The organism is Massilia yuzhufengensis (assembly GCF_900112225.1).
Taxonomy (GTDB): domain Bacteria; phylum Pseudomonadota; class Gammaproteobacteria; order Burkholderiales; family Burkholderiaceae_D; genus Telluria; species Telluria yuzhufengensis.
Map to the genome: position 1 here is coordinate 106425 of NZ_FOLD01000004.1, position 25207 is coordinate 131631.

Genomic DNA, 25207 nt, shown 5'->3' on the forward strand with positions numbered 1-25207 from the left:
ACTTTCCTTTTGATTCAATCCCTTAGATCACTTCCAGCACAATCTTGCCCACGTGCGTGCTCGATTCCATCAGCGCATGCGCTTCGGCCGCCTGGGCCAGCGGGAAGGTCTTGAAAATGACCGGCTTGAGTGTGCCCGCTTCGAACAGGGGCCAGGCGCGCTCGCGCAAGCTGCGCGCGATGGCCGCCTTGAACGCGACCGGGCGCGGGCGCAGGGTCGAGCCGCTGATGTGCAGGCGGCGGCGCAGCACCTGGCCCAGGTCGATCTCGGCCTTGGCGCCACCGAGCAGCGCGATCAGGGCGATGCGTCCGTCGTCGGCCAGGCAGTCGATTTCGCGCGGAATATAGTCGCCGGCGACCATGTCGAGGATCACGTCGACGCCCTTCCCTGCCGTCAACTCCTTGACGACGGCGGCGAAGTCTTCCGTGCGGTAGTTGATGCCGCGCTCGGCGCCGAGCTGTTCGCAGGCGCGGCACTTGTCGTCGGAGCCGGCGGTGGCGAACACGCGGTGGCCCAGGGCGACGGCGAGCTGGATGGCGGTCACGCCGATGCCCGAGGTACCGCCCTGCACCAGCAGGGTTTCACCGTCTTTCAGCTGCGCACGGTCGAAGATATTTGACCATACGGTAAAAAATGTCTCGGGCAGCGAGGCCGCTTCCAGCGGGCTCAAACCCTTCGGGATCGGCAGGCACTGCTCGGCCGGCGCCGTGCAGTATTCGGCATAGCCGCCGCCCTGCACCAGGGCGCAGACCATGTCGCCCTTGCTGAAGCCCGCGGCGGCGTAGTCGCCGTCCACGATCTCGCCGGCCACTTCCAGGCCCGGCAAATCGGAGGCGCCAGGCGGCACCGGGTATTTGCCGAGGCGCTGCAGCACGTCGGGACGGTTGATGCCGGCGGCGTGTACCTTGATCAGCACTTCGCCGGCTTTCGGGACCGGCGTCGGGCGTTCGCACAGCTGCAGGACGCTGGGGGCGCCCGGTTGGGTGATCTCGATGGCGCGCATGGCAGCTCCCGTGTTAAAAAAACCACAATTGTACGGGAGCTGGGGAAAACCCGCGCGGGACGTCTCAGCGCAACGCGCCCACCGCGTCTGCCCGCCGCGTGGCGCTCGCCTGCTCGTGCGGGGCGCAGCGTCCCGTGTGCTCGAGCGTCACGCGGCGGCCATCCGGCGCCTGCAGGGTGAGCGTGCAGGTGTAGGGGTCGCCGAACCTGGTGTCCCAGCGCGGTTTCGGCGCAGGCGGCAGGCCGAAGGCCAAGGACAGGGTGGCCGCCGCGAGTGCGCCCGGTTCGCATCCATGGGCGGCCAGGGCGCGGCGGAGGAACGCGGCGTAATTGCGCGCGACGCTGCAACAGGCGGGTGCTTCAGGATGCGCGCGGCCGTGCAGGAGGTCGAGTTCGACGTGGTTGCCGTGGGGCAGCGCTTCGGTATGGAGGACGCCGAGCGCCCAGTAGCGGTCGATGTCGTTGTTGCGGCTGTTGAAGGAGCCGAGCAGTCCGGCTGCGCTGTGGTGGAGTTTGTGGTTGGTGATCATGGCGGCCCGCCTTTGCCGAACGACGGATGCCTGGCGTCATGCGACGTATCGACCGGTGAATTTTGGGCCAGGGGGTTAGGTTAGCAGAATTTGATGTGCATGCAAAATTGGGTACCGGCCTTCGCCGGTACGACGGTCTTGGGGGTAGCGAAAAAAGCACGTAACGTCAGCTCTTGCCGCTACCCTTACCCCGTCGTTCCGGCGCAGGCCGAAATGATGCCACCGGCATCATTTCGCCCAAGTTTACCTTGCCACGCTTAAATCACCGGCGGATCCGTCTCCCGCACGAACGCCCGGTGCCCCGCCAGCGCCAGCTTGAAGCCGTCGAGCGCGGCGTCCGGCGTGGTGGCGTTGCCGATGAAGAGCCCCGGATCGGCCGAGCCATCCGGCAGCGCCTTCGGCACCATCGCCTTGTCGAGCAGGCCCTCGCCCGCGCCCAGCACCAGGATCGGCTTGCAGTGGCGGTACTGCTCGCGCACGAAGTCGATGGCGTGGGCGTTGCGCGCCAGCGCCTCGACCGCGGCGGCGCCGTCCGGCACGATCACGCCGTCGTACAGCACCGACGGCCCGGCCTCGAGCGACACCTCGACATCCAGCACGGCGCCGTCGGCTGCCTTGACCTTGCCGAGCAGATTACCCACCAGGCGCGGCACGGCTCCCTCTTTCACCAGGTCGGCGTAGATGGACTGCACCATGGCCGCGTCCACGCCCGGCGCCACGAAGATCGCGACGCGGCGGGTGCGCACGCCCGTGATGCCGGCGCGTGCGAGCAGCGACAGGGATGGCGATGGCGGATACTCTGGAATCGGCGCGTCGGTGGCCAGCGGCAGCGGATCCGGCACCTCCAGGCCCAAGCCTTCGGCTACTTTCGCCACCAGGGCGTCGTCCACATTGGCCAGCAGCGCCAGCATGCGCACGCGGATCGCCACCGTCTGCACGCGCGTGAGCTCGAAGCGGAAGGCGTTGGCGATGTGGGCCTGTTCGACCGGGGTCTGGCTCTGGTAGAACAGGCGCGCCTGCGAGTAGTGGTCGGCGAACAGTTCCGGCTTGCCGCGCACCTTGTCTTCGGCGACGCGTTCCGGGAAGCTGGTAAAGCCCTTGCTGCCGGCCTGGAACGGGCAGCCGCCGCCCAGCGAATTGGGCTCGTAGCTCACGCGGCCACGGTGGATGGCCTGGCGGTGCATGCCGTCGCGCTGGTTGTTCTGCACCTGCACGATCGGCGCGTTGATCGGGATCTCGTGGAAGTTCGGGCCGCCCAGGCGCGAAAGCTGGGTGTCCAGGTAGGAGTGGATGCGCCCCTGCAGCAGCGGATCGTTGGAAAAATCGATGCCGGGAATGATGTGGGCGGTACAGAAGGCCACCTGCTCGGTCTCGGCGAAGAAGTTGTCCGGGTTACGGTCCAGCACCATGCGGCCGACCTTCTGCACCGGCACCAGCTCTTCGGGAATCAGCTTGGTGGCGTCGAGGATGTCGAAGCCGAAGGTCTCGGACTGCGCTTCGGTAAACACCTGCAGGCCCAGTTCCCACTCGGGGAAGTTACCCGCTTCGATGGCTTCCCACAGGTCGCGCCGGTGGAAATCGGGGTCGGCGCCCGAGATCTTCACCGCCTCGTCCCACACCAGCGAGTGGGTGCCGGCCAGCGGCGTCCAGTGGAATTTGCAGAACTGCGATTCGCCCTGCGCGTTCACCAGGCGGAAAGTGTGCACCCCGAAGCCCTGCATGGTGCGGTAGCTGCGCGGGATGGCGCGGTCGGACATCACCCACATCAGCATGTGCGCGATTTCCGGAGACAGCGAGGCGAAGTCCCAGAAGGTATCGTGGGCGCTGGCCGCCTGCGGCATGCCGTGGTGCGGCTCCGGCTTGACGGCGTGCACCAGGTCGGGGAACTTCATCGCGTCCTGGATGAAGAACACCGGGATGTTATTGCCCACCAGGTCCCAGTTGCCTTCGTCGGTATAGAACTTGACCGCGAAGCCGCGCACGTCGCGCGCCAGGTCGGTCGAGCCGCGTTCGCCGGCGACGGTCGAGAAGCGCACGAACACCGGGGTGCGCTTGCCCTTGGCCGCGAACGGCGCGGCGCGGGTGATGGCGCCCAGGTCTTCGTAGGCCTCGAAGAAGCCGTGGGCGGCCGAGCCGCGCGCATGCACCACGCGCTCCGGAATGCGCTCATGGTCGAAATGGGTGATCTTTTCGCGCAGGATGAAGTCTTCCATCGCGGTTGGCCCGCGCAGGCCGATCTTCAGCGAGTGCTGGTTGTCTGCGACCGGCACGCCCTGGTTAGTGGTCAGGTGGCGGTCGCTGGCGTCGACGCGCACGCGGTCGAGCGGGTCATTCGCCGGGTTGGCGCCGATCGGCGGCTGGCCGCTGCCCACCTTGTCGGACTGGACGATCTCGCTGCTGGTGCTGCCGGTGGCGGCCGGCGACGCCGGCTTGGCCGTGGCGCCCGGCTGTGGCGTGCGCGCAGCCTCGCCGTATTCGTCGGGCTTGTTCGGATTGAAGGGCATGTCGGCCGCCAGCTCCTGGCCGGCCGCGACCTTTTCCAGCAGCCGCTGGTTGACGGGATCGTTCGACCCCAGGGTGGACGGCGGTGTCGGGTCCGACGGGCCCGCCATGGTGCTCATGATCGAACCGGCCCCTGCGACCGATGTCGGCGCGTTCTTGCCTTTAGCCATCTCTGCCTCACTAGGTGTGTTGTTGTTGGAAACTACCGACCAACAACATAGCCTTGTGGGGCGAATGCGAACTGTTGTGTATCTAACGGTGCCGCATAGAGCGTGCTTATTTATTACTATCGGGGCGATAGCATTTTACTATTTAACTGCGATGGACTTCAGGGCAGACGCCCACCAGGGTGTCGCGCCGCAGGCGCAGGCGCGTGTACTGGGTGCGGATGCCGGCCGACATGCCCCATGCCGCAGCCCAGCGCAAGGCCCGGTCCGTATCCGGACCGAAGGGCCGCGCCGCCGACGCGCGGTTGAGCGCGGCCGACATGCGCTGCATTGCGTAAAGCTTTCTCATGGAAACGATTTTCGCCATGAGGCCAAGATACGGTTTCCATCGCAACTTCACAGTGCCTTACTTAACTCAAGTCGCAAGCGCGGCGCGCGGTTCGCGCTGGGCCATGAGCGGTGTCAAGCCATTGTCCACGGCCTGCAAGGCCTGTTTCGCCATGGCATACGCCCCCTCGTAGGACTTGGCAGCGGCAATGAAGCGGCCGTTGTGGCAGAACTTGGCGTCCGGCACGCCGGTCACGGCGGCAAGGTCGGCGTCGCGCAGGCCGGCCCAGGGCGCCGGCAGGTCGGCGCGCGCGTCGAAGGTGTCGGGCGTGGCCGGCACCGTGTGCAGCATGTAGCGGTCTTCCGACAGGCTGTGGCTGATCACGAACAGCACTTTCGGCATTTCCTTGCGCACCACCGAGCTCCACGGCAGCGCCGCGTTCTTCAGGAACAGCAGGCGGCCCTCTTCCAGCGGCTGCGACTGGCGCACCTGGGCCAGCGCCAGGATCGCGCCGACCCGGTACTTGACGGCATTGACCATCACGTCGGCCAGGAAGGCCATCGCCTTGCGGAACTGGGCCAGGCGGTAGGCTTCGGCCTCGGCCCCGTAGCCAAGGCGCTGCTCGTCGAGCCAGTTCGGGTTGTAGCCGGACACCACGGCCGACATGCCGTAGCCGCCGGGCGCATTCCTGGCCGCGCCCACGTCCGACAAATCGAGGTACTGGACGATGTCGGCATCGATGGCATGGGCCATCTGCTGGGCCGTGTCGTCGTCGAGCTGGTGGTCGACGTGCTGGGCGGCCAGCGCGGCGACGCAGCGCGCCCCGTACTCGCGCCACACCAGGCCTGCGCTGGCGTAGGGCACGCCGCTGGCGCGGGCGCCGTCGAAGCCCTTCTGGTGGTGGTCGAAGCGGCCGGTGGCCGGGTCCCAGCTGCCGCCGACGTCGACGACGAAGTCGGCCGCGTCGATGATGGCCGTGTCGCGGGTCCGGACGATGTCAGCGTCGGGAAAGAGGATATGCAGGACGGCGACTGCCCACGCGTCGTCTGCATGGAACTTGCCGTTGTGGGTCACGATGACCATGAGGACTCCAGGATGCTCGAATGAAGCTGCGCATCATACCGGCTTCACCCCGCCAGCGGCGCAATGCGTTGCGGATGGGTGTAGACGACGTGGCGCCCTCCCCGCACAAATCCGAGCAGGGTGACGCCGGCTCCCTGCGCCACTTTGACGGCCAGCGCGGTCGGCGCCGAAATGGCGGCCAGCAATGGAAAGCCTGCGCGCGCGGCTTTTTGCACCATCTCGAAACTGGCGCGGCTGGTCACCACGGCGAAGCCGCGGGTCACGTCGGCGCCTTCGCGCACCAGCGCGCCCACCAGCTTGTCGAGCGCATTGTGGCGGCCGATGTCCTCGCGCACGCACAGCAGCTCGCCCTCGAGGTTGGCCCAGCCGGCGGCGTGCACCGCGCCGGTGGCGTGGTGCAGGTGCTGGCGCTGCCCCATCGCCGCCATGGCGCGGTGCAGGGCGTCCGGCGTGACGCCCGGTTCCCGCGTACCGGCGATTGGCGTGGCAAACGTGTCGTCGTCGAACCGCTCCAGGCTCTCGACGCCGCACAGGCCGCAGCCGGTCTTGCCGGTGCGTGCGCGCCGCGTCTCTTTCAGGCGCAGCATGGCGCCGCCGGCGATGCGCATCTCGATGGCGATCCCGTTGACCGCCTCGTCCACCTCGATATCGTAGATGTCGCGCGCGTCGTGCACGATCCGCTCGCCAAGCGAAAAGCCGACCGCGAAATCTTCCAGGTCCTGGGGCGAAGCAAGCATGACGGCGTGGCTGATGCCGTTGTAGCTCAGCGCCACCGGCACTTCGTCGGCCACCAGCTCGGTGCCGTGTTCGAGCATGCCGTCGCGCCAGCGGTCGGCCGGCAGGCGGCTGGCGCCCGCGGGATCGAAGAAGCCTTCACCCGCGTTCATGACGCGCTCCCGGCGCGCTCGAGGATGACGTCGATCGCCTTCGCGGCCGGCACCTTGCTTTCCTTGGCGTGGTGCCACAGCGGGATCAGGGGGTTCAGCTCCGGGAAGTAGCCGGCGATGCAGCCCTGCGGCACGTCGTAGGGCACCACCGTGAGGCCATCCACGCGGCGCTCGACGCCGTCCTGGGCCGCGCAGCGCAGCGCCACCACATCGCCTTGCGCCAGCGCGTAGCTCGCCATGTCGGCGCGCGCCATGAACAGCACCATGCGGCTGCCGTACACGCCGCGGAAGCGGTCGTCATGGCTGTAGATGGTGGTATTGAACTGGCCGTCGCTGCGCACCGTGAACAGGCGCAGCGTGGCCGGGCCGCCGCGCAGGTCCGGGTTGCCCTGCAGGCTCTCCGGCACCGTGAACCGGGCCATGCCGCCCTCGGTCTTCCAGACCCGGTGGGCCGCCGCAACCGGCTTGCGAAAGCCTCCCGGCGTCCACATGCGCGCATTGAAGTCGTGGAAGATCTCGGGATAGGTCGCCTCGATGGCCTCGCGCACGGTGCCGTAGTCCCCCACCCAGCGGTCCCAGTCGACCCGCGGGTTGGGGTCGAGCGTGGCCTTGGCGATGCCGGCCACGATGGCCGGCTCCGACAACAGGGTCGGCGCCGCCGGTTCGGCCATCCCGCGCGAGCCGTGCATGCAGGCGGTGCTGTCCTCCACCGTGACGTCCTGCGCCCCGCCGGCCTGGCGGTCGATTTCGATGCGGCCCAGGCACGGCAGGATGTACGACGCCTTGCCGTGCACCAGGTGGTTGCGATTGAGCTTGGTGGAGATTTGCACCGTGAGCGGCAGCTCGCGCCAGGCCGCTTCCATCAGGCCGCGCTCCGGCACCGCGCGCACGAAGTTCCCGCCCAGGCCAATGAAGGCTTGCACCTTGCGCGCCAGGATGCCTTCGCAGGCTTCCACGGTGTTCATGCCCTGCTTGCGCGGAGGCTCGAAGCCGTACAGCTCCTTGAGCTTGTCGAGCGGGGCGAGTTCCGGCTTTTCGGTAATGCCCACCGTGCGCTGGCCCTGCACGTTGGAGTGGCCGCGCACCGGGCACACGCCGGCGCCCGCCTTGCCGATGTTCCCGCGCAGGAGCAGCAGGTTGACCACCATCGCCACGTTCTGCACGCCGTTGCGGTGCTGGGTCAGGCCCATGCCGTAGACGGCCATCACGGCGGAAGACTTGCAATAGACGCCGGCCGCGCTTTCCAGGTCGGGCCGCCACAGGCCGGATTCGCGCTCGATATCGGCCCATTCGCAGGCGCGCACCGCCGCTTCGAAATCAGCGAAGCCCTCGGTGTGTTCCTGGATGAAGGCGGTGTCGAGCACCCGCTGCCTGCCGCTGGCCAGGGCCGCATCGTCGAGGTCGAAGATCGCCTTGCACAGCCCCATGATGGCGGCCGTATCGCCGCCCGGCTTGACCTGGTGGTACTGGGTGCTGATGGCCGTCTCGTGCCCGGTCAGCATCTCGGCCGGCGACTGCGGATTGGTGAAGCTCACCAGCCCGCGCTCGCGCAGCGGATTGAAGGTGATGATCGGCACATCGCGCTTGCGCACCGCCTGCAGCTGGTGCAGCATGCGCGGGCTGTTCACGCCCACGTTCTGGCCGAAGAAGAAGATGCAGTCGGTCTGCTCGAAGTCTTCCAGCACCACGGTGCCGACCGCGACCCCGATGGTCTTCTGCAGGCCGACCGAGGTGCTTTCGTGGCACATGTTCGAGCTGTCGGGCAGGTTGTTATTGCCGTACATGCGCGCCAGCAGCGCGTACATGTAGGAGGTTTCGAGCGAGGCGCGCCCGGAACTGTAGAACACCACCTGCTCGCGGTCCATGCCGCGCAGCGCCGCGCCGATTTCGGCAAATGCGGCGTCCCAGGAAAGTTCGCGGTAGGTGTCGGTGCCGGGGTCGTAGCGCATCGGCACCGTGAGGCGGCCCTGGTCTTCCAGGCGGTGGTCGTCCCAGGTCGCCAGTTCGGTCACCGTGTGCCGCGCGAAGAAATCGGCGCCGATGGCCTTGCTGGTGGTCTCCCAGGCCGTGGCCTTGGCCCCGCTTTCGCAGAATTCGAAAGGGTGCGGATTGGCCGGCTTGGCCCAGGCGCAGCTGACGCAGGCGTAGCCGTCCGGCTTGTTCTGCTTGAGCAGCAGAGCGCTGTCCTTCAGCGCCACCCGCTGGTCGAACAGGATGTGCGTGACCTCGCCCACTGAACCCCAGCCGCCGGCCGGCATGGTCGGGTCTTCGATGCGGACATCGCCTGAATGCTTGCTCATTGCAACTCCTCGCGCTTGGATGAGCCACGCTAGCCCGGTTTGCCTCCTGGCTCGGTGCGCCTGCGAACAGTGGGACGGAAAGTCCGGGGACAAATCCCGGACGGTCGACCCTTGAACCCTGAAAAATTCTTGCGGGAATGACAATCATGGCTTGTTTCGATCCGGCGCAAGGGAGCGGCCTGTTGCCATCTTGTTCATGCCGGCGGCCATTGATAAATTGATCACACGAGTCCATGCGTCGCATGGGCACTTGCCCCCCGGAGCGCACGATGAACCGACTCCTGACCGTCCTGCCCGCCTTGTTCGCGGTCGCGCGCCGTTTCGCGGCCGGCGTCGCCCACTCCGCGCGCCGGCTGAACCCGCCACGGCGGCGCCTGCTGCTGGGCAGCGCCATGCTGGCCGCGGCGATCGCCCTCACCAGCCAGCCGGTGGGCGCGCAGCCGTGGCTGGGCGAACCGTGGACCGGCACCTGGGGCGCGGCGCCCGCCGGTCCGGCGCCGGACGCCGGGCTGCCGGCCTTCAACAACCACACGCTGCGCCTGATCGTCCACACCAGCATCGGCGGCAACCGGGTGCGCATCCGCGTGTCCAACGAAATGGGGGTGCTGGCGCTGCGCGTCGGCGCGGCCCACATCGGCCTGCGCGCCGGCGGCTCCGACATCGCCGCCGGCAGCGGCCGCGTGCTCACCTTCGGCGGTCGCCCATCGGTCACCATCCCGCCCGGCGCCCCGGTGCTGTCCGACCCGGTGGAACTGAACATCCCGCCGCTGTCCGACCTCGCCGTGAGCCTCTACCTGCCCGGCACCGTGCAGGCGAGCACGCTGCACGCCAACGCTTCCCAGACCAGCTACGTGTCGCTGCCGGGCGACTTCAGCGCCGCGCCGACCTTGCCGGTGCAGCGCACGCTGTCGGCCTGGCCCTTCCTGACGGCGGTGGAAGTGGACGCGCAGGGCCCGGCCATCGTCGCGCTGGGCGACTCGATCACCGACGGCACGCGCAGCACGCCGGACGCCAACAAGCGCTGGCCCGACTGGCTGGCGCGCCGCCTGCAGGCGCTGCGCGGACCGGCCGCGCGCCTGGCCGTGGTCAACCGCAGCATCAACGGCAGTCGCCTGCTGTCCACCGCCCCCGGCAACCTGTTCGGCCGCAGCGCGCTGGAGCGCTTCGACCGCGACGTCCTGTCGACCGCCGGCGTGCGCTACCTGACCGTACTCATCGGTATCAACGACATCGGCAACAGCTCGGCTACCAGCCCGGTGACTCTGCAAGATCTGGTGGCCGGCTACCGCCAGCTGATCGCCCGCGCCCGCGCCAAGCGCATCGCAGTCATCGGCGGCACCCTGCTCCCCTTCGAGGGCGCGGGCGCGTATACGCCCGAAAACGACAGCCTGCGCCAGGCCGTCAACGAATGGATCCGCAACCACGACGAATTCGACGCCATCATCGACTTCGACCGCGCCACCCGCGACCCGTCCCGCCCCGCGCGCCTCCTGCCCGCCTACGACAGCGGCGACCACCTGCACCCCAACGACCTCGGCTACCAGGCCATGGCCGACGCCATCCCCCTCGAACAATTCCGCCGCTCCCCCTAACTTCCACTTCGGCACTTCGGGGTCAGGTCTGACATTTGGACACGGCCTCGACAGTACAGGAGGGGAACCAAGCAAAAACAGGCGAAATAAGGCAGAGCTCGTGTCTGAATGTCAGACCTGACCCCGAAGGTACGAAGGTAGAATAATTGGGCGCAAAGCCGGCGGTGACAGCGCTAAAAAAACCGCCGGGGGGGCCGGCGGTGTCGTCAGGAGTTGCTGCCCGTGCGGGAGGCGGTCGGGAGGGGGCGGCCGGGACGCCACAGGCGCGACAGCGATTGCGCTTCCTCGATCTGCTCCTGGGTCATCTGGCGCGAGATGGCGGCGCGCTGCTCGACGGCGTTGTGGTTGCCGCTGGCGGCGGCGAGGTTCCACAGCATGTAGGCCAGCACCATGTCCTGCGGCATGCCGGCCTGGTGGTAGCGGTACATGAGGCCGAGCGCGTGCTGGGCCTCGGCGTGGCCCTGCTCGGCGGCGCGGCGGAACCAGGTGACCGCGTGGCGCTGGTCTTGCGGGACCGCGTTGCCCGTGTAGTACATGGCGCCGACGACGTACTGCGCGTCGGCCTTGCCCTGCTGGGCAGCCTTCTGGTGCCAGGTGAAGGCCTGCTTGTAGTCGCGCGTGACGCCGCGGCCCATGTAATACATCAGGCCCAGCAAATGCTGGGCGTCCGCGTGGCCGGACTTGGCGAGCGGGAGGATCTCTTTCAGTGCTGCCGCGTAGTTGCGCGCGTTGTAAGCGCTGGCGCCCTCCGCGAAGCCCGCCTGCGCGCCGCCTTGCAGGCCGAGCGCGAGTGCGATCGCTATCAATAGTTTTTTCATGTCTCGTGCATGGAGTCAGGATCTCTGCGGTCCCTTGGTCCCCGCGGGGACTCATTTTGTTCTTGTAATGTGCGTCGTTTGTGTCGTTCCGGCCCTGCTTACTTCCAGCTCACCTTGCCCAGGCCGTCGACGCTGGCCTTGCGGTTGAGCGGCTTGCCGTGCACCGTCACCGAGCCCAGGCCCGACAGCGTCAGGTTGGCGCTCTCCTTGGCGGTCACGGTGGCGTTGCCCAGGCCGGACAGTTCGAGTGTGACGTTCTCGGCCGTGAAGCCCTGCGCGTCCAGCCCGCCCAGGCCGCCCAGCTCCGCCTTGAGCAGGCGGCTGCGGCCGGACAGGGTCACGTAGCCGGCGCCGCTCAGGTTCAGCTCGACGCTGTCGCTGTTGATGCCATGGATCTTCATGCTGCCGACCCCGCCCAGGTTCGCGGTCAGCACCTTGTAATTACATGATACATTCATTGAGCCGGCCCCATCGAGCCTGAGCTCGAGTTCGTCGCCCGAGAAACCGCTGATGACCGTGCCGCCCACGCTCTCGGAGCTCACTTCGCGCAGGTTCGGCAGGGTCAGTTCGGCGTGCAGGCCCATGCTGCGGCCGAGGTTGATGCTCACGCCACGGGTCTCGGTGCCGATGTTCAGGGTGTCGCCGCTTTGCAAGGTGGTGGTCTTGCCGAGCAGGCGCGGGTCGCCGGTGAGCACCAGCAGCGGTGTGGCGCCCTGGCGCAGCTTGAGGTTCACCACCCCGTCCAGCTTCACACGCACCACGCGCGCGTCGACCGGGCGCGTTTCGGTGACGGTTTCCTGGCCTGCGGCGGCGCTTTCCATGCAGGCCAGCAGCGAGGCGCACAGGGCCACGAAGGCCACGCCATGCTTGATAAGATGATTCATTCAATTCTCCAGATACATGTTCTTGATCGAGTGCTGCCGGGCTCGATCGCACCGGGTAGGTGCGCCTGGCCCGCAACATGACCGGCAATCTGCTGGTCTTAGCATGGTGCAACTATATCCACTTCCCGTCCGCTGTCCTATTGCGCTGCGATGAACTGCATAAAACGCACGCCAGAGCGGCATATGGCGGGATGGATGCACTGTCGCCACGGAGTGACATAGCGCAAACTTTCGCCTAAAAAAAGATTACTTGCTGACATGTCATTGCGCTAATATGCAGCGCATGACGGCCGTGGCTGTCAGTAAAAACAACGAGTAAAGCACCCTTCCCGAGTTCATTGTCGAGGTCACCCATGCGCATGCGCCACTACCCAGTTTTGCTGGCCGGGCTCACTTTTTCGCTGTCGGCGTTTGCCGCCACCGCGGACCAGTGGACCCTGCCCGTCAACGTCAAGAAGCTTGACAACGGCCTGACGGTCATCGTCACCGAAGACCACAGTTCGCCCACCGTCGGCGTGTCGGTCGTCTACCACGTGGGCATGCGCCTGGAACCGAAGAACCGCACCGGCTTCGCCCACCTGTTCGAGCACCTGATGTTCCAGGGCACGCCGAATGCCAAGAAGGGGGTGTTCGACACCACCATCACCGGTGGCGGCGGCCGCAACAACGGGTCGACCCGTCCCGACTTCACCAACTACATCGAGACCGCCCCTAGGTCGGCGCTGGAACCGATCCTGTGGCTGGAAGCGGACCGCATGAAGACCCTCGACTTCAGCCCTGCCACGCTGAAGAACCAGCAGGACGTGGTCAAGGAAGAGATCCGCGTGAACGTGAAAAACCAGCCTTACGGCGGCTTCATGTGGATCGACATCAGCCAGCAGGCCTTCCAGAAATGGGAGAACAACCACGACGGCTACGGCAGCTTCGAAGACCTCGAGAACGCCAGCCTGGACGACGTGCGCGCCTTCCACCGCGACTACTACGGCCCGAACAACGCCGTGATCGCGATCGCCGGCGACATCACCCCGGCCCAGGGCTTCGCGCTGGCGCAAAAATACTTCGGCGGCATCCCGGCCCGCCCGACCCCGAAGCCGACCGATTTCAGCGAAGGCCTGAACACGGTCGAGAAGCGCATCGTGCAGAGCGACGCGCTGGCCCAGGTGCCGGCCGTGGCGGCAGCGTGGAAGATCCCGCCGCGCGGCCACAAGGACCAGGCGGCCGTGGCCGTGCTGGCCGAAGTGCTGGCCGGCGGCGACGCCTCGCTGTTCTACCAGGGCCTGGTCAAGGGCCGCGAGATCGCGCTCAACGTCGATACCCTGTTCGGCCTGACCGGCCCGTTCGAATACGACGGCCCGACCCTGCTGACCGTATTCGCCCTGTACAAGCCCAATAGCAGCGCCGACGCCCTGCTCAAGGCGATGGACGAGGAAATCGCCAAGGTCGCCAAGGACGGCGTCAGTCCCGCCACCCTCAAGCGCGTGAAAACCCGCATGCTGGCCGACTGGAACAACCAGATGGAAAGCTTCATCAACCGCGCCGACATGATGGCCAAGATGCAGGTGCTGTGGGGCGACGCCAACGTGGTCAACAAGATCCCGGGCTGGATCGAAGGCGTGACTTCCGAAGACATCCAGCGCGCGGTGCGCACCTACCTGGTGCCGACCAACCGTACCGTCATCGACCGCAAGCCGGCCGCCATGATCGCGGCATCCAGCAACGCTAGCCCGGCCCCTGCCGGCACGACCAAATAAGGAGCGCATCGTGAAAAAACTGATGCTTGCAATGGCTGTCACCCTGGCGTTCGCGCCCGCAGCCTACGCCGCGCCTGCGGCGGCCAAAGAACTGGCCATGCCGGCCTACGGCAAGGACAAGCCGATCCCGGTGCCGAAGATCGCCAAGAAGACGCTGCCGAACGGGCTCACGGTGTGGGTCGTGCCGCGCAAGGGATTGCCGCGCGTGGACTTCGTGCTGGCCGTACGCGGCGCCGGTTTCGCGGCCGACTCGCCGCAGACCCCGGCCTTTGCCAACATGATGGCCGGCCTGCTGGCCGAAGGCACGGCCAAGCGCGACTCGCGCGCGGTCGCCGAAGCCGCGCAGGGCATGGGCGGCGAGATCGGCGCCAGCGCCACCTCGGACGGCATCATCGTCTCGGGTAACGCATTGAGTTCGCAGGCCGGCCAGATGGCCCAGCTGCTGGCCGAAGTCGCCCGTACCCCGGCCTTCCCGGAAAACGAGGTGACCCTGGCCAAGACCAATGCGCTGCAGGCCCTGCGCGTGTCCGAGACCCAGCCGACCTTCCGCGCCGAACGTGCGATCAGCAAGGCGGTCTACGGCGATCACCCGTACAGCCGCACCACCCCGACCGTGGAAGCGATCAACGCGGTGACCCAGGACATGCTGCGCGCGGAGCACGCCAAGCGCGTACGCCCGGACCGGGCCCTGCTGGTGATCACCGGCCGCATCACCGAAGCCGAGGGCATGAAGCTGGCCCAGCAAGCCTTCGGCGACTGGAAGGCCAGCGGCCCGGCCCCGGTCGATACGGCGGCGGCGCCGGCGTCGGCCAAGCCGGCGCGCATCCTGCTGCAGCGCGACAAGAGCGTGCAGTCGACCCTGCGCCTGGGCGCGCCCGGCATCGCCGCCAGCGCCGACGACCAGATCCCGCTGCGCCTGGCCAGCACCATCCTCGGCGGCGGCTTCTCGAGCCGCGTGAACATCAAGCTGCGCGAGGAAAAGGGCTACACCTACGGCGCCTCGGCCGGCGCCCGCATGAACCGCGCGGGCGGCGCCATCGTCGGCGGCGCCGACGTGCGCAACGAGGTCACCGGCGCGGCGCTGGACGAATACTTCAGCGAGTACAAGCGCATCGGCGCCGACCTGGTGCAGCCGAAGGAAATGGAGATGAACAAGCGCTACGTGGCCGGCGGCTACATGATCAGCAACCAGCTCCAGCGCGCCGTCGCCGGCACCCTGGCGCAAAACTGGCTGGTCGGCCTGCCGCCCGAGTTCCTGGGCGAGTACGTGCCGCGCATCCAGAAGGTCACGCCCGAACAGGTGCGCGAGGTGTCGAAGAAGTACTTCGCGCCGGAGAACCAGTCGATCGTGGTGGTGGGCGATCCGAAGGCGGTGGGGGAGCAGCTGAAGGCGTTTGGGGAGTTTACGGTGGTGGAGAAGTAAACCGGCGTTGGATTAGCTGAAACGGAAAGCCCCGCGGTGCGGGGCTTTTTTACGTTCGCGGTGTGCTGGCAAAATTGGGTTCCGGCCTGCGCCGGAACGACGTGCCAAGGGCGCGGGCCGCAGATGCATTCGTAGCTATTGGCCGCAAAACCGTCGTCCCGGCGCAGGCCGGGACCCAATTTTGCACGAACAAAGTTAGCGCCCTAATTAGCCGACAACTTCATCATCACCAACCCACAAACAATCAGCACCGCCGCCACCACGCGCATCGCATTGAGCTGCTCGCCCAGCACGACCACGCCGACGACAAACGCCCCGACCGCCCCGATCCCGGTCCAGATCGTGTACGCCGTCCCAAGCGGGATGGTGCGCATTGCAGCGGCCAGCAGCACGAAGCTGACCACCATCCCGACGAGCGTCACCAGCGAGGGCACGAGCCGCGTGAAGCCTGCCGACTGCTTCATCGCTACCGCCCATACCACTTCGAACACACCAGCTACCAGCAACATGATCCAGGCCATGACGGCTCTCCTTGCGAAAAGCCGGGCCGTCCCGGTCATTGAGTCCCATCGTGGGGGAGGCCGTTCCTCCTGAACCCGTATTGTAGCCGCGCTAGCCTTTGAGTGCCCGCTCCAGGTCCGGCAGCTCGGCCGGCTTCACGAGGTGGGCGTCGAAGCCGGCGTCCATGGCGCGCTTGCGGTCCTCCGGCGAGCCGTAGCCGGTATGGGCCACCAGCCGGATGCCGGCCAGCGCCGGGTTCTTCTTGATGCGGCGCGCCACTTGGTAGCCGTCCATGCCGGGCAGGCCGATGTCGAGCACGATCACCTGCGGCCGGTGGTGCAGCGCCAGCGTTTCGATCTGCGCGGCGTCGGCCGTGGTCCAGGTCTCGTAGCCCATTTCGGCCAGCAGGAAGCCCATCATTTCCATGGCGTCGATATTGTCGTCCACCAGCAGCACGCGCATGCCGCTGCCGCCGGCGTCCGCGGCAGGGATGCATTCCAGCGCCGCCTCGGCCGGCGCCACGCGCAGCAGCGGCAGCTCCACGGTGAAGGTGCTGCCCAGGCCGATGCCTGGGCTCTCGGCCATCAGGCGCCCGCCGTGCAGCTCGAGCAGGTGCGACACCAGCGACAGGCCGATGCCCAGCCCTTCCGGCGCGCGGTCCGGCGGCACGTCGACCTGGGCGAACATGGCGAACACGCGCGGCAGGTTTTCCTCGGCGATGCCGATGCCGTTGTCGTGCACCGAGATGCGCACGTGCTGCTCGTCGGCCAGGCTGGCGCTGACGGTGATGTCGCCGCCCTTGGGCGTGAACTTGGCCGCATTGTGCAGCAGGTTGCCGATCGACTGGGCCAGACGCACCGGGTCGCCGGCGACCCATACCTGCTGCTCCGGCAGGCGCACGTCGAGCCGGTGGCCGCGCGCGGTAATCAGGGGGCCGGCGGTCTCGATGGCCTGGGCGATCACGGCGCCCAGGTCCACGTCCTCGGTGCGCAGCACGATCTTGCCTTCCGAGATGCGGGCCACGTCGAGCAGGTCGTCCACCAGGTGGGCCAGGTGGTCGACCTGGCGCGTGATGACTTCGCGCGCGCGGGCCTGGCGCTCGCCGCCGCCGTCGTCGGTGGCGCCGAGCAGCGCGGCCGCGTTGCGGATCGGGCTGAGCGGGTTGCGCAGCTCATGCGCCAGGGTGGCGAGGAACTGGTTCTTGTTGCGGTCGGCCGCGCGCAGCAGCGCTTCCATTTCCTTGCGCGCGGTGATGTCGCTGGTCACGCGCGCCACGCGGTAGACGTCGCCGCGCTGGCCGCGCACCGGGAACAGGCGGTCGCGCACCCAGCGCGTCTTGCCATCCGGGCCGGCGAAGCGGAATTCCTCGTCGTAGTGCGGCTCGGCGGCCAGCTGTTCCCAGCACTGCGCCATGCGCGCGCGGTCGTCCGGGTGCACCGCGTCGAGCCAGGCGTTCGGCTGCGCGCGCAGCGCCTCGACGCTGCGGCCCCACAGTGCCGGGTAGGCCGGGCTGACGTAGACCAGCGCCCCATCGGGCACGCTGAACATCCAGAACACGTCGTCGATGTTGTCGGTGATCTGGCGGAAGCGCTCTTCGCTGTCGCGCAGCTCGGCCTGGGTAAGGCGCATGCGCACCAGCGCGTTGACGTTGGCAATGAGTTCATCGGCCTCGATCGGCGCGGCCAGGTAGTTGTCGGCGCCGCCTTCCAGGCCGCGGATCTTGTCGGCGCGCCCGGTCAGCGCGGCCGAGGTCTGGAGCACCAGCACCATGCTGCTGTCCGGATTGGACTTGATGCGCCGGCACACCTCGATGCCGTTAATGTCGGGCAGCTTCACGTCGAGCAGCACCAGCGCCGGATGGTGCTCGGCCACCAGTTCCAGGGCATCGGTGCCGTTGGCCGCTTCGATGACGTCGAAGCCCGCGCTTTGCAGGATGCGGGTCTTGGCGTAGCGCGCGCCGTCGTTGTCGTCGACGTTGAGGATCTTGGTCGTGTGTAGATTCATTCGTTCATTCCATCTGCGCCATCCTGGAATGGATGACGGCGCGGCAGTTCCAGGGAAAAGGTCGAGCCGACGCCCTCGGTGCTGGCGACCAGGACCCGCCCGCCGAGCAGTTCGGCGAGCTTACGGCACAGCGGCAAGCCCAGGCCGGTCCCCTTGCTGCGCCGCTGCAGCGGGTGCTCGATCTGGCTGAACTCTTCGAAAATCAGTTGCTGGTTGTCGGCGCTGATGCCGATCCCGGTGTCGACCACGTCGAAGCGGATCGTGTCGGCGACGTGGTCGAGCGTAGCCGAAACCCGCACCGAGCCCGACTCGGTAAACTTGAGCGCATTCGAGATGAAATTGCGCAGTACCTGGGAGATCATGCCCTCGTCCGAGTCGAAGGGCTCGGCAATGTCGTCGGGCTCGAACACCAGTTCCACCCGCGCTTCGTCGACCAGCGGGCGCAGCATGCCCTTCAGGGCGCGGAACAGGTTGTCCACCACCACCGGGGCCGGATGCACCTCGACCTTGCCGGCCTCGATCTTGGCCAGGTCGAGCAGGTCGTTGACCAGCTCCGACAGGTCGCTGGCGGCGCTGGCGATGAATTGCACCTGGCGTTCCTGTTCGATGGTCAGGTCGCCGTCCATGCGGTTGAGCAGCAGCTGGGCCAGCGCGCGGATCGACGACAGCGGCGTGCGCAGCTCGTGGCTGGTATTGGACAGGAAGCGCGACTTCATTTCGTCCGCCTTGCGCAGGCGCTCGGCCTTGTCCTCGATCTCGGCATACAGCGCCACGATGCCGCGGTTGGTGTCTTCCAGCTCGCGCGTGAGCGAGAGCAGGTCTTCCTGGCGCTCGCGCAGTTCGGACAAGGTGGCCACCAGCTCCTGGTTCTGCAGCTGCAGTTCCTGCACCGGGTTCGATATCGGGGTGTCGGCCAGGCGCGCGCTGATCTGGGCCAGGCTGGCCCGGTTGGCCGCCACGCCGCGCGGCAGGTACTTGCGCATCGTGACCCGGCCAATGGCGCCGCCACCGGCGGGGGCTTCGGCCTCGCACTCGTCCATCAGGCGGTGCGCCGTCACCAGCGCAGCCTCCGGCCCGGCCAGCTGGCCGGCCTCGGGCGGCAGCAGCTGGAGCGCCGCTTCGCGCACGCCGGCGCCGGCGACGATGGTCACTTCCAGGTGCTCGCGCCGGTCGGCATCGTCGAATGCGAAGATGGCGCGCCCGCCGGAGCCCTGGTGGCAGGCGCTGCGCGCCACTTCGGACACCGCGGTGCCGATGCGCACCTGGTCCTGCTGCGAAAAACCCAGCAGGGCCGAGAGCTGGCGCGCGCGCTGGCGCACCTGCACCACGTCCTCGTCATTGTCGAGGGCGACGTTGAGGATGCGCTGCAGGCTCACGCCGGCGTCCCCGGGAAGCCCGCGGTGCGGCGCACCACCAGCACCATCGCGTCGTCGCGGCGGCGGATGAAGTCGCGCATCAGCACCGCCGCTACCAGCGCCGGGCTGTGGCCGAGCAGGCCCGGATACTTGTCCAGGTCCCACTGGGTCTGGATGCCGTCCGAATGCAGGATGCAGGTCGCGCCCGGCCCGAAGGGGACGCTGAATTCCTGCACCTTGCGCATATTGTGGCCGACGATGCCGTTGTGCGACACCAGCGCGCGCCGGCTGTCGTCGAACACATAGCCGGCGATGTTGCCGATGCCGGCGAACCGCAGTTCGTCGCCGGCGTAATCGATGCGGGCCACGGCCAGCGCCGCGCCGCGGGTGCCGCGCAGCGCGTCGTGCGCCGCCTGCACCACATCGCTGGCGCTGGCGGCCGGCTTGGCCAGCACGCCGATGGCCGCCGCCGAGGCGCGCGCTGCATGCGGCCCGTGGCCAAGGCCGTCGGCCGCCAGCAAAGTGGCGCCGCCGGCTTCGGAGCGCACGCCCCAGCCGTCGCCGCATTCGTCTTCGCCCGCCAGGGGCGTGAGCAGTGCGCCGACCTCCAGGCCGCAAGGGTCGGGCGGAGGCAGGTCGCGCCACAGGCGCATGAAGAAGGCCGTGCCCTTGCCGGGCTGCGAATACACATCGAATTCGTCGGCCTGGCGCCGCATCGCGCCCAGGCCGGTGCCGGCGGTGCCGGCGGTGGACATGCCGTCGACCAGGCTGGCCGACAGGTCGGTAATGCCGGGGCCCTCATCCAGCACCAGCACATCGATGCCGACGCCGGCGCCGGACTGTACCGGCCCGATGTGAATCACGCCGCGGTCCGCATGCTTGAGGACGTTGGTGGCCGCCTCGGTAACGACCAGGGCCAGCATGCCGGCCCGGGTTTCACTGAAACCCAGGCTGTCGGCCAGCTTCTGCCCTTCCCTGCGCGCCGCCGCCACGTCGCTGGCGTGTTCGATCGAACACACCAGCTGGGTGGCCAGCGAGCTGATTATCGTTTCCATTTGACTACCAATACCGCTGTTCCTTCGCCTGGGCGGCTGTCTACTTCGAACTCGTCGACCAGGCGCCTGGAGCCGCCAAAGCCCAGTCCCAGTCCGCCACCGGTGGTAAAGCCGTCGCGCAGCGCGCACTCGATGTCGGGGATGCCGGGACCGGCGTCGACGAAGATCAGGCAGATCCCGTTGCGCACCCCGTCATTGAGCGAATCGACGTGGGCTTCGCCACCGCCTCCGTATTTGATGGTATTGCGCGCCAGTTCGCTGGCAGCGGTCACCAGCTTGGTTTGGTCCACCAGCGACAAGGCAATGGCCACCGCGCGTTCGCGCACCTGTTTGCGCAGTCCCACCACATCCTCGTCCGATCGCAGGCGCAGGGTCAAGCGCGCACTGCGCTGCTGGCGGTGGAGCTCCAGCAGGTCGGTGTCGAACGGGACTGCATTGGTTTGCGCGTCGCCCATTAGCTGAAGCTCTTTCCTAGCAGCGCCATGCCCTTTTCGACGTTCAGCGCAGTCTTGACGCCGTGCAGCGTCAGGCCCAGTTCGACCAGGGTGATGGCCACCGCCGGCTGCATGCCGACCACCACGGTCCGGGCATCGAGCACACGCGCCATCGCCGCGGTGTTGCTGATCATGCGGCCGATGAAGGAATCGACCAGGTCGAGCGCCGAAATGTCGATCAGCACGCCCTTGGCGGCATCGCGCACGATCCGCTCGGTCAGGTCGTCCTGCAGAGTCATGGCGAGGCGGTCATGCATGTCGACCTGAATCGTTACCAGCAACAGGTCGCCCATGCGGAGGATAGGAATCCGTTCCATGTCGTTCCGCTCACGCCTTGTTGGTGAGGATGGTGGCGCCGGTGCGCTCCAGCGCGACCATGAAGGCATCGGCCAGGGTCGCCTTGGTGACCACGTCTTCCAGGTTCACGCCCAGGTGCACGATGGTTTGCGCGATCTGCGGGCGGATGCCGCTGATGATGCAGTCGGCGCCCATCAGGCGCGCGGCCGCGATGGTTTTCATCAAATGCTGCGCCACCAGGGTGTCGACGGTCGGCACGCCGGTGATGTCGATGATGGCGATCACGGCGCCGGTGTCGACGATCTTCTGCAGGATGTTTTCCATCACCACCTGGGTGCGGGCGGAATCGAGGGTGCCGATCAGCGGCAGCGCCAGGATGCCGTTCCACAGCTTCACGACCGGGGTCGACAGCTCCAGCAATTCCTGCTGCTGGCGCACGATGATCTGGTCCTTGGTTTTCTGGAATACTTCGATGGTGAACAGGCCCAGCTGGTCGAGCAGGGTGCTGATCAGCCACGAGGCGCGCGCCAGGCCCTGCTGGTCGTCGGCGAAGCCGTCGCGCAGGCGTGCGAACACCGGCTGCTTGAACGAGAACACGAAGGTGGCGGTGTCGCTCGGGGTCGAGCCCGACTTGGCGCGCGACGAAGAAATATCGGACAGCAGGTCACGGACTTCATCCCACGAGCGGTGCTCGATGTTTTCCAGCTCGCCGCCACGGGTGGCGGCGATGAACGCGGCCAGGAATTGCTGAGTGTGGCTGCGCAGCTGCTCGCGCGACGCGGTCGTGCCGCGCACCGTCAGCGCTTCGAGTTGCGCCAGCCATTCGGCGCCAATGGCGGCCTGGTCCTGCTGGAGCTGTTGGCTGATCTGGTTCGCGAGATCCGTGGTCGTCATCTTCATTATCCTTAGTCGATTATGGATTTGTTGACGCTCGGCCGGGAGACGGCGCGGCGTCATTGGAATTCTGTCAAACGGCCAACTATACCATTTGGACTGTTGGGTAGAGGGCACTATTGAATTGATTACAGGACAAATTTGCTTCCAATAAATAAGTTGCATCATTGTCAATCAATAACGCACCAAATCGGTGCATCTGCGGTTCAGTGCCGGATGCGGCGGTGCGCCATTTCATAGAGCAACGGTAACAAAAGCAAGGTCAGGATGGTCGACGACACCACGCCGCCGATCACCACGGTCGCCAGCGGCCGCTGTACTTCCGCACCCGTGCCGGTCGCCAGCGCCATCGGCAGGAAGCCGAGCGAGGCCACCAGCGCCGTCATCAGGACCGGACGCAAGCGCGCCAGCGCGCCTTCGTGGATGGCCTCCAGCAGCGCCATGCCGTCCTCGCGCAGGCCGCGGATGAAGGACACCAGCACCAGGCCGTTGAGCACCGCGACACCCGACAGCGCAATGAAGCCGACCGCCGCCGAGATCGACATCGGGATCCCACGCAGCCACAGCGCCGCGATGCCGCCTGTCAAGGCAAACGGCACGCCGGAAAACACCAGCAAGCCATCGCGCAAATTAGTGAACACCAGGTAGAGCAGCACCAGCACCAGCGCCAGCGCGGCCGGCACCACCACCTGCAGGCGCGCCGCGGCCGACTGCAGGTGCTCGAACTGCCCGCCCCAGGCGGTCCAGTAGCCGGTCGGGATGGCCACTTCCGCCCTCACCCGCCGGCTGGCCTCGGCCACGAAGGAGCCGATGTCGCGCCCGCTCACGCTGGCGCTCACGACCACGCGGCGCTTGCCCTGCTCGCGGCTGAGCTGGTTGGGACCGGGCGCCAGGTCGAAATCGGCGATCTCGCCCAGGGTCACGAAGCGGCGCGCCGCCCCTTGCGCCGCCGGCAGCGGCACCGGCAGCCGCCGCAGCGCGTCGATGTCGGCCCGCGCCGCTTCCGGCAGGCGCACCACGATGTCGAAGCGGCGGTCGCCATCGAACAGGGTGCCGGCTTCGCGCCCGGCGGTGGCGGTGGCCACCAGCGCCTGCACCTCGCTGATGTTCAGCCCCATGCGCGCGGCCCGCTCGCGGTCCACCCGCACCTGCAGCATCGGCAGGCCGGTGAGCTGCTCGACATTGACGTCGCCGGCGCCCGGCACGCTGCGCAGCACGGCGGCGATGCGCGCGGCAGTGGCGCCCAACAGCGCCAGGTCGTCGCCGAATACCTTCACCGCGACGTCGCTGCGCACGCCGGAAATGAGCTCGTTCACGCGCAGCTGGATCGGCTGGCTGAATTCGTAGCTGTTGCCGGGCAGCCCGGCCAGGGACTGCTGGATGGCTGCCAGCAGCTGTTCCCGGCTTTTCTTCGGCGCCGGCCAGGCGCGCTCCGGCTTGAGCATGATGATGCCGTCCGCCACGTTGGGCGGCATCGGGTCGGACGCGATGTCGGCCGTGCCGATGCGGGCGAACACCCGCTCGATCTCGGGAAAGCTGCGCATCAGGGTCGTTTCGATCTGCTGCTGCATTTTCACTGATTGCGTGAGGCTGGTGCCGGGCAGGCGCACCGTCAGCACCGCCAGGTCGCCCTCGTCGAGTTCCGGCACGAACTCCGTGCCCAGGCGCGTGGCCAGCAGCACCGACAGCCCCAGCACGATGGCGGCGAAGGCCAGCGCCACCGGGCGGTTGGCCATCGCATAGCGCAGGCAGGGTTCATAGGCGCGGCGCGCCGCGTGCATTACGCGGCTTTCCTTTTCGGTGACCGAGTCGCCGATGAACAGGGCCAGCGCCGCCGGCACGAAGCTGATCGACAGCAGCATGGCGCCGAGCAGCGCGATGACCACCGTCGTGGCCATCGGATGGAACATCTTGCCCTCGATCCCGGTGAGCGCGAAAATCGGCAGGTAGACCACCATGATGATCAGCTGGCCGTAGATGAGCGGGCGGCGGGCTTCGCGCGCGGCCAGGAACACTTCCTCGAAGCGCTCCTTGCGGGTGAGCACCCGCCCGAGCCGCGTTTGCGCGCCGGCCAGGCGGCGCACGCAGTTCTCGACGATGACCACCGCGCCATCGACGATGATGCCGAAATCGAGGGCGCCAAGGCTCAGCAGGTTGGCGCTCACGCTAGTAGCCACCATGCCGGAAAACGTGAACAGCATGGCCAGCGGGATCACCAGCGCCGTCAGCAGGGCCGCACGCAAATTCCCAAGGAAGAAGAACAGCACCGCCACCACCAGCACCGCACCCTCCAGCAAGTTGTTGCGCACCGTGACGATGGCGCGCTCGACCAGGGCCGAGCGGTCGTACACCGTCACCGCCTTCACGCCCTTGGGCAGGCTGCGGTTGATCTCGTCCATCTTGCGGTCGACCGCGTTCGACACCGCGCGGCTGTTCTCGCCGATCAGCATGAACACGGTGCCCAGCACCACCTCCTGCCCGTTCTCGGTGGCGGCCCCGGTGCGCAGCTCGCGCCCGATCGAGACCTCGGCCACGTCGCGCACCCGCACCGGCGAGCCGCGGATGGTGGACACCACGATGTAGCCGATGTCGGCGATCGAGCCCACCTGCCCCGGCGCGCGCACCAGGTATTGTTCGCCCTCGCGCTCGATGTAGCCGGCGCCGACGTTGGCGTTGTTCTTTTCCAGCGCCTCTACCACGTCGGCCAAGGTGAGTCCGTAGGACGACAGCAGCGCCATGTCCGGCGCCACCAGGTATTCCTTGTTGAAGCCGCCGATGGAGTTGATCTCGGTGACGCCGGGCACGTTGCGCAGCTGCGGCTTGATGATCCAGTCCTGGATCTCGCGCAGGTCGGTCGGCGTGTAGGGCGTGCCGTCCGGCTTGGTCGCCCCCGGCACCGACTCCACCGTCCACAGGTAGATTTCGCTCAGGCCGGTGGCGATCGGTCCCATCGCCGGCACCACGCCGGCCGGCAGCTGCTCGCGCGCGTCCTGGATGCGCTGGCTCACCAGCTGGCGCGCGAAGTGCAGGTCGGTGCCCTCCTTGAACACCACCGTGATCTGCGACAGGCCGTAGCGCGACAGCGAGCGGTAGCCCTCCAGCTGCGGCAGGCCGGCCAGCAGCGACTCGATCGGGTAGGTAATGCGCTGCTCGGTCTCGAGCGGCGAGTAGCCCGGCGCCGCCGTGTTGACCTGCACCTGCACGTTGGTCACGTCGGGCACGGCGTCGATCGGCAGGCGCCCGTAATTGTAGATGCCGGCCAGCGCCATCGCGAGCACGGCCGCCATGACGAGCCAGCGCTGCGCGATCGCGCCCTGGATGATTCGGTTGAACATGGTGT

The 25207-nt window shown here is 67.5% G+C and carries 20 protein-coding genes; 3 read left to right on the forward strand and 17 right to left on the reverse strand.

What is annotated here, in order from left to right:
- Nucleotides 1-22: 22 nt before the first annotated feature.
- The 7 genes from BM031_RS05240 to BM031_RS05270 all read right to left on the reverse strand — a co-directional run bounded on the left by BM031_RS05240 (nucleotide 23) and on the right by BM031_RS05270 (nucleotide 8799).
- Complete coding sequence (locus BM031_RS05240; RefSeq protein ID WP_091872047.1) at nucleotides 23-1003, reverse strand: NAD(P)H-quinone oxidoreductase; 981 nt, start codon at nucleotides 1001-1003, stop codon at nucleotides 23-25.
- 64 nt (nucleotides 1004-1067) lie between these two features.
- Nucleotides 1068-1532, reverse strand: a complete 465-nt coding sequence (locus BM031_RS05245) for a hypothetical protein (RefSeq protein WP_091872050.1) — start codon at nucleotides 1530-1532, stop codon at nucleotides 1068-1070.
- 257 nt (nucleotides 1533-1789) lie between these two features.
- A complete protein-coding gene (locus tag BM031_RS05250) occupies nucleotides 1790-4204 on the reverse strand; it encodes a catalase (protein ID WP_091872053.1) in 2415 nt (804 codons plus the stop codon).
- Between the two features lie 142 nt (nucleotides 4205-4346).
- Nucleotides 4347-4550: a hypothetical protein gene (locus tag BM031_RS05255; protein WP_143084512.1), complete on the reverse strand. Its 204-nt coding sequence runs from the start codon at nucleotides 4548-4550 to the stop codon at nucleotides 4347-4349.
- A 66-nt stretch (nucleotides 4551-4616) separates the two neighbouring features.
- Nucleotides 4617-5612, reverse strand: coding sequence for an MYG1 family protein (locus tag BM031_RS05260; RefSeq protein WP_091872059.1), 996 nt, complete (start codon nucleotides 5610-5612; stop codon nucleotides 4617-4619).
- 44 nt (nucleotides 5613-5656) lie between these two features.
- Nucleotides 5657-6499: a formate dehydrogenase accessory sulfurtransferase FdhD gene (gene fdhD / locus BM031_RS05265; protein ID WP_091872062.1), complete on the reverse strand. Its 843-nt coding sequence runs from the start codon at nucleotides 6497-6499 to the stop codon at nucleotides 5657-5659.
- On the reverse strand, nucleotides 6496-8799 hold the full coding sequence (locus BM031_RS05270; protein ID WP_229408616.1) for an FdhF/YdeP family oxidoreductase: 2304 nt from the start codon (nucleotides 8797-8799) through the stop codon (nucleotides 6496-6498). Before BM031_RS05270 ends, fdhD begins: the two co-directional genes overlap by 4 nt.
- A 269-nt stretch (nucleotides 8800-9068) precedes the next feature.
- On the opposite strand from BM031_RS05270, the gene BM031_RS05275 reads away from it, so the two are divergent.
- Complete coding sequence (locus BM031_RS05275; protein WP_091872065.1) at nucleotides 9069-10391, forward strand: SGNH/GDSL hydrolase family protein; 1323 nt, start codon at nucleotides 9069-9071, stop codon at nucleotides 10389-10391.
- Between the two features lie 206 nt (nucleotides 10392-10597).
- On the opposite strand, the gene BM031_RS05280 is transcribed toward BM031_RS05275, so the two are convergent.
- Together BM031_RS05280 and BM031_RS05285 are read right to left on the reverse strand one after the other, a co-directional pair.
- Complete coding sequence (locus BM031_RS05280; protein WP_091872068.1) at nucleotides 10598-11209, reverse strand: tetratricopeptide repeat protein; 612 nt, start codon at nucleotides 11207-11209, stop codon at nucleotides 10598-10600.
- Between the two features lie 98 nt (nucleotides 11210-11307).
- Complete coding sequence (locus BM031_RS05285) at nucleotides 11308-12093, reverse strand: GIN domain-containing protein (protein ID WP_091872070.1); 786 nt, start codon at nucleotides 12091-12093, stop codon at nucleotides 11308-11310.
- Between the two features lie 353 nt (nucleotides 12094-12446).
- Here BM031_RS05285 and BM031_RS05290 point away from each other — a divergent pair, with 353 nt between their 5' ends.
- Together BM031_RS05290 and BM031_RS05295 are read left to right on the forward strand one after the other, a co-directional pair.
- Entirely contained in the window at nucleotides 12447-13844 is a 1398-nt protein-coding gene (locus BM031_RS05290) for a M16 family metallopeptidase (protein ID WP_091872074.1), read from the forward strand.
- Nucleotides 13845-13854: 10 nt separating this feature from the next.
- Entirely contained in the window at nucleotides 13855-15267 is a 1413-nt protein-coding gene (locus BM031_RS05295) for a M16 family metallopeptidase (RefSeq protein WP_091872077.1), read from the forward strand.
- 203 nt (nucleotides 15268-15470) lie between these two features.
- On the opposite strand, the gene BM031_RS05300 is transcribed toward BM031_RS05295, so the two are convergent.
- The 8 genes from BM031_RS05300 to BM031_RS05335 all read right to left on the reverse strand — a co-directional run bounded on the left by BM031_RS05300 (nucleotide 15471) and on the right by BM031_RS05335 (nucleotide 25202).
- On the reverse strand, nucleotides 15471-15788 hold the full coding sequence (locus BM031_RS05300) for a DMT family transporter (protein ID WP_091872425.1): 318 nt from the start codon (nucleotides 15786-15788) through the stop codon (nucleotides 15471-15473).
- A gap of 91 nt (nucleotides 15789-15879) precedes the next feature.
- Entirely contained in the window at nucleotides 15880-17772 is a 1893-nt protein-coding gene (locus BM031_RS05305) for a hybrid sensor histidine kinase/response regulator (RefSeq protein WP_091872079.1), read from the reverse strand.
- Nucleotides 17769-19148 carry an ATP-binding protein gene (locus BM031_RS05310; protein WP_218147566.1) on the reverse strand — a complete coding sequence of 460 codons (1380 nt, stop codon included), beginning with the start codon at nucleotides 19146-19148 and terminating at the stop codon, nucleotides 17769-17771. The genes BM031_RS05305 and BM031_RS05310 overlap by 4 nt, the downstream gene beginning before the upstream one ends.
- Nucleotides 19145-20182 carry an ATP-binding SpoIIE family protein phosphatase gene (locus tag BM031_RS25755; RefSeq protein WP_091872085.1) on the reverse strand — a complete coding sequence of 346 codons (1038 nt, stop codon included), beginning with the start codon at nucleotides 20180-20182 and terminating at the stop codon, nucleotides 19145-19147. The genes BM031_RS05310 and BM031_RS25755 overlap by 4 nt, the downstream gene beginning before the upstream one ends.
- Nucleotides 20170-20637, reverse strand: coding sequence for an ATP-binding protein (locus BM031_RS05320; RefSeq protein ID WP_091872087.1), 468 nt, complete (start codon nucleotides 20635-20637; stop codon nucleotides 20170-20172). Before BM031_RS05320 ends, BM031_RS25755 begins: the two co-directional genes overlap by 13 nt.
- The gene (locus BM031_RS05325) at nucleotides 20637-20993 is read right to left on the reverse strand and encodes an STAS domain-containing protein (RefSeq protein WP_091872090.1); all 357 of its coding nucleotides are present in this window, start codon (nucleotides 20991-20993) and stop codon (nucleotides 20637-20639) included. Before BM031_RS05325 ends, BM031_RS05320 begins: the two co-directional genes overlap by 1 nt.
- A 10-nt stretch (nucleotides 20994-21003) precedes the next feature.
- Nucleotides 21004-21867: an STAS domain-containing protein gene (locus BM031_RS05330; RefSeq protein ID WP_091872428.1), complete on the reverse strand. Its 864-nt coding sequence runs from the start codon at nucleotides 21865-21867 to the stop codon at nucleotides 21004-21006.
- A gap of 206 nt (nucleotides 21868-22073) precedes the next feature.
- Nucleotides 22074-25202, reverse strand: a complete 3129-nt coding sequence (locus tag BM031_RS05335; RefSeq protein WP_091872093.1) for an efflux RND transporter permease subunit — start codon at nucleotides 25200-25202, stop codon at nucleotides 22074-22076.
- Nucleotides 25203-25207 lie beyond the last annotated feature (5 nt).